General features: G+C 72.6%; 14 protein-coding genes and 2 tRNA genes. 14 read left to right on the forward strand and 2 right to left on the reverse strand.

Features of this window, described 5'->3' with window-relative positions; all coding sequences use genetic code 11:
- The first annotated feature begins 85 nt into the window (after positions 1 to 85).
- From P5G50_RS12460 to P5G50_RS12510, 11 genes are all read left to right on the forward strand, one after another.
- Entirely contained in the window at positions 86 to 1,183 is a 1,098-nt protein-coding gene (locus tag P5G50_RS12460) for an ABC transporter permease (RefSeq protein WP_301208546.1), read from the forward strand.
- A gap of 1 nt (position 1,184) precedes the next feature.
- Positions 1,185 to 2,237: an ABC transporter permease gene (locus tag P5G50_RS12465; RefSeq protein ID WP_301208545.1), complete on the forward strand. Its 1,053-nt coding sequence runs from the start codon at positions 1,185 to 1,187 to the stop codon at positions 2,235 to 2,237.
- Complete coding sequence (locus P5G50_RS12470; RefSeq protein ID WP_301208544.1) at positions 2,234 to 3,922, forward strand: dipeptide ABC transporter ATP-binding protein; 1,689 nt, start codon at positions 2,234 to 2,236, stop codon at positions 3,920 to 3,922. Before P5G50_RS12465 ends, P5G50_RS12470 begins: the two co-directional genes overlap by 4 nt.
- A gap of 10 nt (positions 3,923 to 3,932) precedes the next feature.
- Entirely contained in the window at positions 3,933 to 4,778 is an 846-nt protein-coding gene (locus P5G50_RS12475; protein WP_301208543.1) for an ATP-binding cassette domain-containing protein, read from the forward strand.
- A gap of 33 nt (positions 4,779 to 4,811) precedes the next feature.
- Positions 4,812 to 5,834 (forward strand): D-isomer specific 2-hydroxyacid dehydrogenase family protein, encoded by a 1,023-nt coding sequence (locus tag P5G50_RS12480; RefSeq protein ID WP_301208542.1) that lies wholly within the window; start codon positions 4,812 to 4,814, stop codon positions 5,832 to 5,834.
- Positions 5,835 to 5,922: 88 nt separating this feature from the next.
- Positions 5,923 to 5,995, forward strand: a tRNA-Asn gene (locus P5G50_RS12485).
- 123 nt (positions 5,996 to 6,118) lie between these two features.
- On the forward strand, positions 6,119 to 6,313 hold the full coding sequence (locus P5G50_RS12490) for a hypothetical protein (RefSeq protein WP_301208541.1): 195 nt from the start codon (positions 6,119 to 6,121) through the stop codon (positions 6,311 to 6,313).
- 93 nt (positions 6,314 to 6,406) lie between these two features.
- Positions 6,407 to 7,612 (forward strand): sensor histidine kinase, encoded by a 1,206-nt coding sequence (locus P5G50_RS12495; RefSeq protein ID WP_301208540.1) that lies wholly within the window; start codon positions 6,407 to 6,409, stop codon positions 7,610 to 7,612.
- Complete coding sequence (locus P5G50_RS12500; RefSeq protein ID WP_301208539.1) at positions 7,609 to 8,271, forward strand: response regulator; 663 nt, start codon at positions 7,609 to 7,611, stop codon at positions 8,269 to 8,271. Before P5G50_RS12495 ends, P5G50_RS12500 begins: the two co-directional genes overlap by 4 nt.
- 76 nt (positions 8,272 to 8,347) lie before the next feature.
- On the forward strand, positions 8,348 to 8,716 hold the full coding sequence (locus tag P5G50_RS12505) for an SHOCT domain-containing protein (protein ID WP_301208538.1): 369 nt from the start codon (positions 8,348 to 8,350) through the stop codon (positions 8,714 to 8,716).
- Positions 8,717 to 8,817: 101 nt separating this feature from the next.
- Positions 8,818 to 9,720 carry a sensor histidine kinase gene (locus P5G50_RS12510; protein WP_301208537.1) on the forward strand — a complete coding sequence of 301 codons (903 nt, stop codon included), beginning with the start codon at positions 8,818 to 8,820 and terminating at the stop codon, positions 9,718 to 9,720.
- A gap of 11 nt (positions 9,721 to 9,731) precedes the next feature.
- On the opposite strand, the gene def is transcribed toward P5G50_RS12510, so the two are convergent.
- Positions 9,732 to 10,298, reverse strand: a complete 567-nt coding sequence (def, locus tag P5G50_RS12515) for a peptide deformylase (RefSeq protein ID WP_301208536.1) — start codon at positions 10,296 to 10,298, stop codon at positions 9,732 to 9,734.
- Between the two features lie 41 nt (positions 10,299 to 10,339).
- Here def and P5G50_RS12520 point away from each other — a divergent pair, with 41 nt between their 5' ends.
- The 3 genes from P5G50_RS12520 to P5G50_RS12530 all read left to right on the forward strand — a co-directional run bounded on the left by P5G50_RS12520 (position 10,340) and on the right by P5G50_RS12530 (position 12,737).
- Positions 10,340 to 11,305: a DMT family transporter gene (locus P5G50_RS12520; protein WP_301208535.1), complete on the forward strand. Its 966-nt coding sequence runs from the start codon at positions 10,340 to 10,342 to the stop codon at positions 11,303 to 11,305.
- A gap of 88 nt (positions 11,306 to 11,393) precedes the next feature.
- The gene (locus tag P5G50_RS12525) at positions 11,394 to 12,647 is read left to right on the forward strand and encodes a glycosyltransferase (protein ID WP_301208534.1); all 1,254 of its coding nucleotides are present in this window, start codon (positions 11,394 to 11,396) and stop codon (positions 12,645 to 12,647) included.
- Positions 12,648 to 12,663: 16 nt separating this feature from the next.
- Positions 12,664 to 12,737 (forward strand) — tRNA-Ile (locus P5G50_RS12530).
- A 17-nt stretch (positions 12,738 to 12,754) separates the two neighbouring features.
- Here P5G50_RS12530 and P5G50_RS12535 read toward each other — a convergent pair.
- Positions 12,755 to 14,323 (reverse strand): molybdopterin-dependent oxidoreductase, encoded by a 1,569-nt coding sequence (locus P5G50_RS12535; protein WP_301208533.1) that lies wholly within the window; start codon positions 14,321 to 14,323, stop codon positions 12,755 to 12,757.
- Positions 14,324 to 14,354 lie beyond the last annotated feature (31 nt).

Here is a 14,354-nt window from a genome sequence, read left to right on the forward strand (position 1 = left end):
ACAACCCGCCGGGTCACCGGCACACGGGGGAGGCTCGCCGCTGCGCGAGCCTCCCCTCTCCACGAACCATCCACGATCGGACCCCATGACCACGACCGTCAGTTCCCCGGCGCCGGGCACCACCCCCGGCGCGGAACGAACGAAGACGAAGCGCCGGTCCGGCGGCGGCCTCGGCCGCTATCTGCTGATCCGCGCGCTTCTGATCATCCCCACGATCTTCATCCTCGTCACCGTCGTCTTCTTCCTCATGCGCTCGACGGGCGACCCCATCACCGCCGCGCTCGGCGGCAAGCTGCCTCCTGCGCAGTTGGCCCAGCGCATCCACGAGGCCGGCTACGACCGTCCGCTCTTCGTCCAGTACGTCGAGTACCTGGGCGCCCTGCTGCGCGGCGACTTCGGCACCACGTTCACCGACAACCGGCCCGTGACGGAGGTGCTCGTCACGTACGGCGCCGCGACCCTCGAGCTCGCGTTCTACGCGCTCGTCATCGCGTTCATCGTCGGCATCCCGCTCGGTCTCGTGGCCGCGTACTTCCGCGACAAGCCCGCCGACGCGACCCTGCGCGTCTCGGCGATCCTCTTCTACGCGACCCCGGTGTTCTTCGTCGGCCTGGTGCTGAAGCTGGTCTTCTCGATCTGGCTCGGCTGGCTGCCCGTCGCGGGCCGCGCCTCCACCAGCTCCGAGATCGCGATGCAGACGCTGGAGAACAAGACCGGCATCTACCTGATCGACGCGTTCCAGACCGGCGACCCGGAGGTCATCGGCGACGTCCTGTCGCACGCGATCCTCCCCGGCATCGCGCTCGGCCTGCTGACGGCCGGCGTGTTCCTGCGGCTCGTGCGCACGAACGTCATCGGCACGCTCGGCACCGACTACGTCGACGCCGCCCGATCGCGGGGCGTGAGCGAGTCGCGGCTGCTGCGCAAGCACGCGTACCGGCCGGCGCTGATCCCGATCGTGACGGTCATCGGCCTGCAGATCGCCCTGCTGCTGGGTGGCGCCGTCCTGACCGAGCGCACCTTCGAGTGGAAGGGGCTCGGCTTCCAGCTGGTCCAGTACCTGCAGGCGCGCGACTTCGTCGCCGTGCAGGGCATGGTCGTGCTGCTGGCGGTCATCGTCACGCTGACGAACTTCATCGTCGACGTGATCGCGGCGCTCATCGACCCGAGGGTGAGGTACTGAGATGGCCCGCAAGCGCAGTCTCTGGGAGCGCATCCCCGTCGTCCACCAGCTCCGGCAGAGCGTCGGCCTGCAGCGCGGCATGCTCGTGGCCGGCCTGGTGCTCACCGCCGTCTTCGTCCTGGTCGCGATCTTCGCGCCGCTGATCGCGCCGTACGGGTTCGCGCAGCTCCGCAGCGACGGCGAGGCGTTCGGCGCGCAGCAGCCGCCGAGCTCCGCGCACATCTGGGGCACCACCTCCGGCGGATACGACGTGTTCTCGCGCGTGATCTGGGGCGCCCAGACGGCGATCCTCGTCATCATCGTCGCGGTGATCCTCTCGATCGTCATCGGCGTGCTGCTCGGCCTGATCTCCGGCTACTTCGGCGGCTGGCTCGACCGCGTGCTCGTCGTCGTCTGCGACGCGATCTACGCGTTCCCGTCGCTGCTGCTGGCCATCGTGCTCGCGATCGCGATCAGCGGCGGGCAGTCGAGCCTCTGGGGCGGCATCCTCGCCGCGGCCGGCTCGATCACGGTGGTCTACATCCCGCAGTACTTCCGCGTGATCCGCGCCGAGACGGTCCGCATCAAGGCCGAGGCGTACGTGGAGGCGGCGAAGGTGATCGGCGCGAGCAACGGCCGGATCATGTTCCGCCACGTGTTCCGCAACGCCACCCGCACGCTCCCGCTGATCTTCACCCTGAACTCGTCGGAGGCGATCCTCACGCTGGCTGGCCTGGGCTTCCTCGGCTTCGGCATCGAGCCGACGGCGGCGGCCGAGTGGGGCTTCGACCTCAACAAGGCCATCGACGACGTCACGAGCGGCATCTGGTGGACCTCGGTGTACCCGGGTGTCGCCATCGTGCTCGCGGTGCTCGGCATCACGCTCGTCGGCGAGAGCCTCAACGACCTGGCGGACCCGCGACTGCGTGCGCGCCGTCGTGCGGCCGTCGCCTCCGGCCAGGTGGCCGAGACCTCCGTCGTCCCCGGCGGCCCGCTCGCGGCGGGCCCGGGCGGGGTCGACGGCCTGGAGGGCGGAGAGTCCTTTGACGAGCACGGAATCGAGGTGCGTCCATGAGCGACGTCGTCCAGATCGAGAACCTGTCGGTGACCTTCGCCTCCGACGCCGGCGCCGTGAAGGCCGTCGACGACGTGAGCCTGCGGGTCGCGCCCGGCGAGGTGCTCGCCATCGTCGGCGAGTCCGGCTCGGGCAAGACCGTCACGGCGAAGACCATCCTGGGCCTCCTGCCCGAGACGGCCACCGCCTCCGGCGCCGTCGTGCTGCGCAGCAAGGACGGGTCGAGCCAGGCCGACATCGTCTCGCTGAGCAGGCGGCAGCTGCGCGAGGTGCGCGGCACCGACGTGGCGATGGTGTTCCAGGAGCCGTCCACGGCCCTCAACCCGGTGTACCCGGTCGGCTGGCAGATCGCGGAGGGCCTGCGCGCCCACGAGAAGCTGTCGAAGAAGGCCGCGCAGGAGAAGGCGGTCGACATCATGCGCCGGGTCGGCATCCCGGAGCCGGAGAAGCGGGTCAAGTACTACCCGCACCAGTTCTCCGGCGGTCAGAAGCAGCGCATCGTGATCGCGATGGCGCTCGTGCTGAACCCCGGGCTGATCGTCGCCGACGAGCCGACCACCGCGCTCGACGTCACCGTGCAGGCCGAGATCCTCGACCTGCTGCGCCGCTGCCGCGACGAGTTCGGCGCTGCGATCGTGCTCATCACCCACAACATGGGCGTGGTCGCCGACCTGGCCGACCGCGTCGCGGTGATGTACCAGGGCAAGCTCGTGGAGGAGGCGGACGCGCGCACGCTGTTCGCCGACCCGCAGGCGGAGTACACGCGGCAGCTCCTCGGCTCCGTCCCGAAGATCGGGCAGGGCACGCTCGCCACGCGCGAGCGCGCCATCGCCCGCGCCGAGCGGCCGATCGAGGCGCCGGTGGTGGAGGCGCGCGACCTGCGCATCCAGTATCCCGGCCGCCTCGGGCGCCCCGGCTTCGTGGCGGTCGACGGCGTGAGCTTCGCCATCCGGCCGGGGGAGGTGCTCGGCCTGGTGGGCGAGTCCGGCTCCGGCAAGACAACGATCGGGCGCGCCATCGCGGGCCTGAACAAGGTCACCGGCGGCTCGCTGAGCGTGCTCGGCGTCGAGATGAACGGGGTGCGCGAGCGCCAGTTCCGCCGCGTCCGCACCGACATCGGGTTCGTCTTCCAGGACCCGGCGTCGAGCTTCAACCCGCTGCTCACCATCGCCGACGCGGTGGCGGAGCCGCTCGTGGTGCACGGCCGCGCCTCCTCTCCGGAGCAGGCGCGCAACCGCGTCGACGAACTGCTGGAGGCGGTGCAGCTGCCGCGTGCGTACGGCGACCGGTTCCCGCACGAGCTCTCCGGCGGCCAGCGGCAGCGGGCGAGCCTGGCGCGGGCGCTGGCGCTCGAGCCGAAGCTCCTCATCGCCGACGAGCCCACCTCGGCGCTCGACGTGTCGGTGCAGGCCCGCGTGCTGGAGCTGTTCGCCGACCTTCAGGCCGAGTTCGGCTTCGCGTCGCTGTTCATCAGCCACGACCTCGCCGTCGTCGACCTGCTCGCCGACCGGATCGCGGTGCTGCACCGCGGGCGGCTGGTCGAGGAGGGGACCGGCGAGGAGGTGCTGGGCAGCCCGCGCGAGGCGTACACGCAGCGGCTGCTGGCCTCCCTGCCCGTCCCCGACCCGGCGGAGCAGGCCGACCGGCGGGAGGCGTTGCGGGCCCTCACGGGTTCGAGCGCCTAGGCTCGGGAGGGTGACCTCCCAGCCCGCCATCGTCGTCAGCGACCTCTCGGTCGAGTACCCCGCGCGGGGCGTCAGCCCGTCGTGCGTCGCCCTGCGCGGGGTCAGCTTCCGGCTCGAGCCGGGGGAGATCATCGGGGTGCTGGGGGAGACGGGCTCCGGCAAGTCGACCCTCGCGTCGGTGCTCGCCGGCCGCGGGCTGCCGCTGCGCTCGTCGCTGCCCGGCCCGCGGATCAGCGGAGGCGACGCGACCGTGCTCGGGCACTCGCTCCGCAAGGCCCGCAAGCGCGACCTGGCCGAGGTCACCTTCGGCGTCGGCTACCTGCCGCAGGAGGCCGCGAGCACCCTCGAGCCGACGCTGTCGGTCAAGGACAACGTCGCGCTGCCGATCTTCGAGCGGGACGAGCACTATCCGCGCCGCGCCGCGGGGGAGCGGGCCGCGACGATGCTCGACACCGTGCACCTCCCGCTGAGCGTGCTCGACAAGTACCCGTACGAGCTGAGCGCCGGCCAGCGGCAGCGCGTCGCGCTCGCCCGCGCCCTCGTGCTCGGTCCGACCGTCCTCGTCGCCGATGAGCCGACCGCCGGTATCGACGCCACCGTCCGCGACGCGGTGATCGACCTGCTCGCGCAGCTGCGCCGGCTCGAGGGGTTCTCGGCCGTGATCGTCAGCCACGACCTGTCCGTGCTGCGCCGCGCCACCGACAAGGCCATCGTGCTGCAGGGCGGACGGCCGGTCGGCTTCGGACCGATCGCCGACGTGCTCGCGGACCCGACCCACCCCTTCGTCGCCGGTCTCGCGAAGGCGCTGCAGCCGCCGCAGCGCCGCACCGAGCGCCGGCCGCAGCGCGCGGACTGAGCCGAGCCCGCCTCCACTCACGGAATGAGGATCATGACGAACGAGACCAGCAGCCCCGCCGACCGCGCCGCCCAGCACCGCGCGGTGCTCGCCGTGGAGGCCGAGGCGCTCCTGGCCGACCGCCGCCCCGAGCCAGGCCCCATCGCCGTGCTGCCGAACGCCGAGGACCGCTTCGTGGAGGCCGTGGAGGCCGCCGGCGGCACCGTGGAGCCGCTCTCGGACCGCACGCGCGGCGTCGTGTGGCTCTCGTACCGCGAGGCGAAGGACTTCCCGGAGATCCTGCGCGAGCACCCGGGCATCGGCTGGGTGCAGCTGCCGTACGCGGGCGTCGACGCCTTCTCCGAGATCTTGGCGGAGGAGGACCGGCCGGGACTCGTCTGGACGAGCGCCAAGGGCGCATACGCGCAGCCGGTCGCCGAGCACGCGCTCGCGCTGACGCTTGCTCTGCTGCGCGTGCTGCCGAAGCGCGTGCGCGCCCGCAGCTGGGCGACCGAGCAGGAGGGCCGCTCCCTCTATGGGCTCGACGTCGTCATCGTCGGCGCGGGCGGCATCGCGCTGGAGCTGATGCGGCTGCTGGAGCCGTTCGGCGCCCGCGTCACGATCGTGCGCCGCTCCGCTGACCCCGTTCCGGGCGCCGAGCGCACCGTGACCGCCGACCGGCTGGAGGAGGTGCTCCCCACCGCAGACGTCGTCGTGATCGCCGCCGCGCTCACCGGCGGAACCCGGCACCTGTTCGACGCCCGCCGCCTCGCCGCGATGAAGCCCACCGCGTACCTGGTGAACATCGCGCGCGGCGGCCTGGTCGACAGCGACGCCCTGCTGGAGGCCCTCCGAGCCGGGACCATCGCGGGCGCCGCCCTCGACGTCACCGATCCCGAGCCGCTGCCCGACGGCCACCCGCTGTGGGACGAGCCGAACTGCCTGATCACGCCGCACCAAGCGGACACCCCTGAGATGACAGCGCCGCTGCTCGCGGAGCGCATCCGGCTGAACGTCCACGCCTTCCTCGACGACGGCCGTTTCGTCGGGATCGTCGACCCGAGCGCGGGGTACTGAGCGCCCCGGAACGCGACGCGCGCGGGATGCGCCGCCGATTTTCACCCGCGCCCGAAATGTTGCTAGAGTGGCTTCGCTGATCAAGCATTCCTCGATAGCTCAATTGGCAGAGCAGCCGGCTGTTAACCGGCAGGTTCTTGGTTCGAGTCCAAGTCGGGGAGCTGCGGGCCCTCACCCTCCGGGGTGGGGGCCTTTCCCGTTCCAGGGGCCATGCCTGTTGCGGCATACAGGCCCTGTCGACCGCACCGTCGCCTCGGCGGCCGGGCCGGACGTACGATGCGCGCATGAGCAAGCACGCGCGCACCCCCGAGAACCCCGACGACGACGAGACCGCCTACGAGAACGACGCCGACGACATCCGCCGGGCCCGGGAGCGGGAGGCGGGACTCACCGCCCTCGGCGGACCCACCTTCGGAGCCAGCCCCTACCCGGGCGGCTGGGACGACGACGGCGACTTCGACGCCCAGCACAATCCGTGAGCCCGCCGCGTACTCCCGGGGGAGTAGCCGAGAGTCGCCGGGAGCAGCCCGCGGGCGCAGCCGGGGCCGCCCGGCCGTGATTAGCATGGGGAGATGCCCTGGAACCCGCCCGCCACCAGCACGGGTTCCACGCGCCTCCCACCCTGGTTCGACCGGATGGAGGGGCGTCGCCCGCGCGGTTCGCGCTGGTTCCCCGTCGCGCTCGCGGCCCTGATCCAGCTGCCGGGGCTGCTGATCGCCCTCGCCACCGCGCGGTTCGCCGTGGTGCCGCTGATCGCGGTCGTACTCGCGTTCCTGTCGTCGGTGCTGCTCGCCTTCACGCGGCAGCGGCCGGGAACCGTGCTCGTGGCCGTCGCCGTGCTCTGCGCACCCGCGGTCGCGCTCTCGGTCGGGCCGCCCTTCGCCGCGGCACCGCTCGCCATCGCGGTCGTCGGCGCCGTCGCCCGCGGAGCCCGCGCCTGGGCGTGGTGGACACTCGCCGGGTTCGCCGTGGTCGCCCCGACCATCGCGCTGGCCGTCACCGCCAGCCTGGTCTCGATCATCCGCCCGCTCATCGTCGCGCTCGTGCTGCTGCTGCTGGTCGGCGTCGGCGAGGCGATCCGCAACCGCACCGAGCGCTACCGCGAGTTCTCGCGCCAGGTCGCCGCCCGGCGCGAGGCCGCCGCCGAGGCCGAGCGGCTCCGCATCGCGCGCGAGCTGCACGACGTGCTCGCGCACTCGCTGTCGCAGATCAGCGTGCAGGCCGGCGTCGGCCTCCACCTCTTCGACTCGCGGCCCGAGAAGGCGCGGGAGAGCCTGGAGGCGATCAAGGCCACCAGCGGCCAGGCGCTCGAGGAGGTGCGCGGCGTGCTCGGCTTCCTGCGCTCGGGCAGCGCCGGCGAGGACGGCTACGCCGCCCGGGCGCCGGAGCCCGACCTCGCCCGCATCCCCGTCCTGGTCGACACCTACCGCCGAGCCGGACTGGATGTCGCCTACCGCAACGACATCACCGGCACGCCGACCGCCGCCGCGCAGCTCGCGCTGTACCGCATCGTGCAGGAATCGTTGACGAACGCCGGCCGGCACGCGCAGGCGACCGCGGTCGACATCCATCTCGGCGAGACGGCGGGGGAGTACGTGCTCACCGTCGCCGACGACGGCCGAGGGCTGCCCCAGGACGGCCCCACCGGGGGCGGACGCGGACTGCTCGGGATGCGCGAGCGCGCCGAGCTGCTCGGCGGCAGCTTCGAGACCCGCCCCGCCGACGGCGGAGGACTCGTGGTGGAGGCGCGTCTGCCCGCCCGCGAGGCCGCCCCGTGATCCGCGTGCTGCTCGCCGACGACCAGCACCTCGTCCGCGCCGGCTTCCGCGCCCTGCTGGAGGCCGAGCCCGGCATCGAGGTCGTGGGAGAGGCCGCGACGGGGCGCGAGGCGGTCGACCTCGTGCGCCGGTTCCGTCCCGACGTCGTGCTCATGGACATCCGGATGCCCGACGGCGACGGCCTCTGGGCCACCAGCGAGATCGTCGCCGACGCCCGGCTCGCCGGCACCCGCGTCGTCATCGTCACCACCTTCGAGCTCGACGAGTACGTGGCCCAGGCCATCGTCGCCGGCGCGAGCGGGTTCCTGGTGAAGGACACCGAGCCGGTCGACCTCCTCCGCGCCGTGCGGGTCGTGGCCGCGGGGGAGGCGCTGCTCTCTCCCGGCGTCACCCGGCGGCTGATCGAGCGGGTCGCCGGCGGCCTCCGCCCGGCCCCCGACGACACGGCCACCGCCGAGCTCACGGAGCGCGAGCGGGAGGTGCTGACGCTCGTCGGACACGGCCTCACCAACACGGAGATCGGCGAGCGGCTCTACCTCAGCCCGCTCACCGCCAAGACGCACGTCTCGCGGATCATCGCGAAGCTCGGCGCGCGCGACCGCGTCCAGCTGGTGGTCATCGCGTACGAGACGGGCCTCGTGCGTCCGGGAGACGTCTGAAACGCCTCCCGCGGGAGTAGGCGGGTCACTCCGCCGGGCGGATTCGGCGGACGCCCCGGATCACGAGAGTGGTGGCATGGTCCGCGACGGTCGCGGACACCTCACGAAGGGGAAGCCCATCATGCTCGCTCTGCTCACCACCGCCACCGCCGCCACCACGGCCGCCGTGCCCTGCGTCGCCTGGGCCGGGCCGCCGTTCGGCTTCTGGTGGATCCTCATCCCGATCTTCTGGATCGCGTTGTTCGCCCTGATCTTCACCTTCGCCGGCCGCCGCTGGCGCCGGGCCGCCCGCGCCGGGTACGGGCCGTACGGGTACGGCCCGGCCGCCGCGACGCGCTCCGCGGAGCAGACGCTCGCCCAGCGCTACGCGAACGGCGACATCACCGAGCAGGAGTACCGCGCCCGGCTGGAGGTGCTGCGCGCGAACCGCGGCGACACCGCGTAAGCGCGGCGCAGGTCGCCGTCCCCCGTCGGCGGGGCGGTGCGGCCCGGATAGGATCGTCCGGGTCGCGCCGCCCCGCCGCGGTGCGCTCCCGGAAGGACCACATGCCCACGCTCCCCACCGCGTTCTCCACGACCGCCGTCGTCATCGCCGCGGCGGTCTGCGCCGTGCTCGCGGCCCTGTTCCTCGTGCTCTGGCTGACCGAGCGCCGAGGGCACCGCCGCCTCCGCGACGCCCGCGAGGAGTCCGAGTGGGACCGCATGGACCGCGAGCTGGAGCTCGCCGAGCAGGCGGGCCGCTTCCGCATCGCCGGCGAGCTCGGCGACGTCACCGTGCAGGCGGTGGGCCGGCTCGCGACGCAGGCCGAGGGCATCCGGTACGCCGCCGCCTCCGACCCGGCCGCGGCCCTCCGCTCGACGGAGGCGCTCGAGACCGGGGCGCGCGAGGCGCTGGCCGACCTGCGGCGGCTGCAGGACGTCATCCGCGACGGCGGCCTCGCCGGGCTGCCGCAGCCGAGCCTCCCGTCGGTCCGTGATCTGTTCCGGATGATGCGCGAGGCCGGCATCGCGGTGTCGTTCACGGAGGCGGGCGAGCGGTTCGCGCTGCGGCCGGGCGCCGAGCTGGCGCTGTTCCGCATCCTCCAGGTGAGCCTGGAGAACGCGCTCACGCACGGCGGGCCCGGCACCGCCGTCACGGTGGCGTTCTCATGGACCGGCGACGGCCTCCAGGTGGGCGTGGACGACGACGGGATCCGCGCGGCGGCCCGTCGGCGCGGGCTCGACCGGGAGGGCGTCGACCAGGCGACCGCGTACTCCATCGAGGACGACCTGCGTGCCGTCACCGCGCACTACGAGGGCGCCGGGCTCAACGAGCTGCGGGAGCGCGCCGCCCTGTTCGGCGGTGTACTGACCGCGAAGACGGTCCCCGGCATCGGCTTCTCGCTCACCGTGGTGTTCCCGGCGCTCCGCCACCACAACGGCATCCACGGGGTCGCGCTGCGGCGTTAGGGACTCGGGGGTCAGTCCTCCAGGTGGTCCCGGCCGGGCAGCCAGCTGAGCCCTGGCACGCCCCAGCTGTTCTTGCGCTGCGCCTTCTGCGCCGCCTTGGCGTACGGGTGGCCCAGCCGGTCGACGTAGAGCACGCCGTCGAGGTGGTCGTACTCGTGCTGGAAGATGCGCGCGAGCCAGCCCTCGGCGTGCACCTCGAAAGGCCGCTGGTCGAGGTCGACGGCCTGCAGGATCACGCGGTCGGCGCGGCGCAGTGGGAACCGCTCGCCCGGGAACGAGAGGCACCCCTCCGACTCGGAGTCCTCGTCCACCTGGCCCACCGCGAGCGGGCTCTGCCACAGCACCGGGTTGATCGCGACGCCGCGGTGCAGCACGTCGTCGTCGTCCGTCCAGCCGTAGACGAACAGGCGCAGCGGCACGCCGACCTGGGGGCCCGCGAGACCGACGCCAGGGGCCTCGTCCATCGTCTCGAACATGTCCTCCACGAGCGTGCGCAGCTCGTCGTCGAACGCCGTCACCGCGGCGGCGGGGGAGTGGAGGACGGGGTCACCGGTGATCCGGATGGGAAGGACGGCCATTCCAGAAGACTATCCGGATGATCTTTGGGTAGGGTCGTGGGGTGGGCACGGAACTGATGGACGCGCTGGACCTCTCGTACCAGCCCAGCCAGCTCCTGGGCATCCCCGTCGCGCTCGTCGGCGCGTGCTTCCTGTCCATCGGCGCGCAGCTGCAGCACCACGGCGTCGCCAAGGTCGAGGCCAACACCAGGAACGCCGAGGGAGGCCTCAGCGGCCGCCAGCTCGGCCTCCTGCTCGCCCGCCCCTCCTGGGTCGTCGGCACCCTGCTGCTCGGCCTCGCCATCGTGTTCCAGCTGGTCAGCCTCAAGCTGTCGCCGATCATCCTGGTGCAGCCGCTCGGCGTCGTCGGCCTCGTCATCACGAGCATCCTCAACGCCAAGGTCAGCGGAGTGCGGCTCAACCGGCAATCGGTGTTCGCCGTCAGCCTGTGCGTCAGCGGCGTCGGCGCGTTCGTGCTGATCGCGGCGGTGTTCGCGCGCGACCTGCCGGTCACGAGCCGGGCGCTGGTGGTCATCCTGATCGTCCTGGCAGTCGTGCTGATCGCGTTCGCGCTGCTGTTCTGGTTCCTGCGCCACCGGTTCAAGGCGATCATCTACATCGTGGGCGCCGGCGTGCTGTACGGCTTCGTCGCCACGCTCGCGAAGGTCGTCATCGACCGCGTCTCCAACGCCGAGTGGGACTGGCTGCTCGTGCTCTGCATCGTCGCCCTGCTGGCGGCGGCGGCGCTGGGCGCGTACTTCGTGCAGAACGCGTACTCGTCGGGGCCGCCGGACCTCGTCATCGCGGGCCTCACGGTCATCGACCCGCTGGTCGCCGTCACCATCGGCATCGTCGTGCTCAACGAGGCCGCCGGGGCGCCCTGGTGGGCGATGGTGGGCTTCGCCGTGACGGGCGCCATCGCGATCTACGGCGTCTTCCTGCTCGCGAAGCACCACCCGCAGACCGGTTCCGACGCGCCGGTGGCCGACCGGGTGGCGGACGCCACGCGGGAAAGCACCCTAGACTAGGCCGTTGAATCGGCCGAGCCGAGGGGTTCGGCATGCGAAGACCATCGCCGGTTCCACATCCTGGCCCACGACCGTAGGGATACACCACGTGCCTGATCCGAGCGGAACGAACAGTACCCCGCCCGCCCCGGCTCCGAAACCGCCGCTGACCATCGTCATGGGCTGCGACACCTTCCCGCCGGATGTCAACGGCGCCGCCCGCTTCGCGGAGCGCCTCTCGGCGGGCCTCGTCGAGCGCGGCCACGACGTCCACGTCGTCGCGCCCGCCGCCAGCCGCACGCACGGCACCTGGGTGGAGGAGCACGAGGGCGTCACGATGACGGCGCACCGACTGCGCAGCTGGCGCTGGTACCCGCACGACTGGCTGCGCTTCGCCCTGCCCTGGATGAGCAAGGCGAACGCGCGCCGCATCCTGGACGAGGTCAAGCCGGACGTCGTCCACATCCAGTCGCACATCGTCGTCGGCCGCGGTCTCGCGGCGGAGGCGCAGAAGCGCGGCATCCGGATCGTCGCGACGAACCACGTGATGCCAGAGAACATCGTGGAGTTCAGCCTCCTGCCGAAGTTCCTGCAGAAGACCTTCGTGAAGATCGCGTGGCGCGACGGCCGCAAGAGCTTCGACCGCGCCGAGTCGGTCACGACGCCGACCCGCCGGGCGGCGCAGTTCCTCGAGGGCGCCACCGGCCTCCGGGGCGTGCACGCCGTCTCGTGCGGCATCGACGCGCACAACTACACCCCCGACTTCACGCCGCGCACGGCGAACCGCATCCTGTTCGTCGGCCGCGTCACCGGCGAGAAGCAGCTCGACGTGCTGCTCAACGCCGTCACGCTCCTCCCCGCCTCCCTCGACGCCCGGCTCGAGATCGTCGGCGGCGGCGACCAGCTCAAGAACCTGCAGACCATGGCCGAGACGCTCGGCATCGCCGACCGGGTCACCTTCACCGGCTACGTCTCCGACGAGGAGCTGCGCCAGGCGTACACGCGCGCCACCGTGTTCGCGATGCCGTCGGTCGCCGAGCTGCAGTCGATCGCGACGATGGAGGCGATGGCCTCAGCCCTGCCGGTGGTCGCCGCCGACGCGATGGCGCTGCCGCACCTCGTCCACGACGGCGAGAACGGCCACCTGTTCCGCCCGGGAGACGCGCAGGACCTCGCCGACAAGCTCGAGAGCGTGCTCACCCTGCCCCAGGAGGAGCTGGACACGCTCAAGAACGCCTCCCTGCGCATCGTCGCCTCGCACGACATCCAGCGGACGATCAGCACCTTCGAAAGCCTGTATCGTGGGGAGCCGGTGGCCGACCCGGTGACGGACGCGGCCCCCAGCGTGCCCGCCCCGGAGTGACCGGGCGAACGCATCCGGGGCGGTAGCTCAGCTGGTCAGAGCATCGGACTCATAATCCGCCGGTCACGGGTTCAAGTCCCGTCCGCCCTACTTCTACCTTCGGGCATTCACTCGACCCGCACCAGCGTCGAGTGCCAGCCCGTCGAGCCGTTCGGGGCGATCGGGGCGCGCTTCTCCTCCTGCAGGCGTCCGTCGCGGTCGGTCGCGCGGACCGAGAGGGTGTGCGTGCCGGGGCGGGCCTCCCAGTCGAGCGCCCACTGCACCCAGGTGTCGCGGTTGACGGGGGTCGAGAGGCGCGCCTGCTGCCAGTCGCCGCCGTCGATGCGCACTTCCACCTTCCCGATCCCGACGGTCTGCGCCCAGGCGACCCCGGCGACGGTGGTACGCCCCGCCGCGACGGGCTTGTCGACGCGCGGGGTGTCGATGCGGCTGGAGAGCTTGATCGGCGCCTTCGCGCTGTAGCCGCGTGACGTCCAGTACCCCTGGTCCGCGGCGAATGTCGTGACCGTGAGCTCGCTGAGCCACTTCGTCGCCGAGACGTAGCCGTAGAGCCCGGGAACCACCATCCGCACCGGGAAGCCGTGCTCGAGCGGCAGCGGCTCGCCGTTCATCCCCACGGCGAGGATGGCGTCACGGCCCGCATCGGTGAGCGCCTCCAGCGGCGTGCTCGCGGTGAAGCCGTCCACGCTGCGCGAGAGGACCATATCGGCCGAGCGCCGCGGACGCGCGAGGGCGAGCACGCTGCGCACGGGGACCCCGAGCCAGCGTGCCGTGCCCGTCAGCGAGCCGCCGACCTCGTTCGACACGCAGGTGAGGGTGATCGCGTACTCGTCGACGCCGAGCCGCAGCAGGTCGTCGAAGCCGAGGTCGACCTCCCGCTCCACCAGGCCGCCGACCCGCAGCCGCCAGTTCGCCGGGTCCACGGCCGGGATGCTGAGCGCGGTATCGACCCGGTAGAAGTCCGCGTTCGGGGTGAAGAGCGGGGTGAGGCCCGGCACCTCCAGTTCCGCGCCGCTCGGCACGGTGACGCGCTGGGCCGGAGCCGGCAGCCGGAGCGCTTTGCGCACCGAGGCGATGGACGACGTCGCCGCCGACACGATCCGTCCGCCGACCCCTCCCGCCACCGCGAGCACCGCTCCCGCCGCGGTGAGCAGCAGGAAGCGGCGACGGTCGACCGTCGCCACGGCGTCGGATGCCGCGCCGCTCCGCCAGCGCCGCAGCCGCCCGACCAGCAGACCGACGGCGATCACCGCCACGACGCCACCGAGCAGGGCCGGCACGGCCCCGACGAGTCCGAGGCCGGAGCGGGTGGCGGCCGCCGCGGCGGCGGTCACGGCGAGGAGTCCGAAGACGACGCGCCCGGCCAGAGGGCGCCGGAGCTCCAGCAGACCCGCGACCGCGGCCACCACGACGGCCGCGAGACCGAGCGAGCCGAGCAGGAACAGCTTGTCGGACGAACCGAAGAGCTGAATGGCCAGCTCCTTCGCCCAGCGCGGCACGATGTCGATGACGAACGAGCCCACCGCGAGCAGGGGACCGGCGGCCGGGGCGATGAACGCGGCCGCCAGCTCCGCCACCCCCAGCAGCAGTCCGCCGCTCACGATGCCGGCGAGTGCGGCCCAGCCCCGCGTCGCCCACCCCCCGGTCCGGCCGCTCTGCTTCTGCGTCGTGTTCACACCGGGTGTTCGGCGCCGCGGGACGGGCGGA

The sequence above is a fragment of the Leifsonia williamsii genome, assembly GCF_030433685.1.
GTDB classification, from domain to species: Bacteria; Actinomycetota; Actinomycetes; order Actinomycetales; family Microbacteriaceae; genus Leifsonia; species Leifsonia williamsii.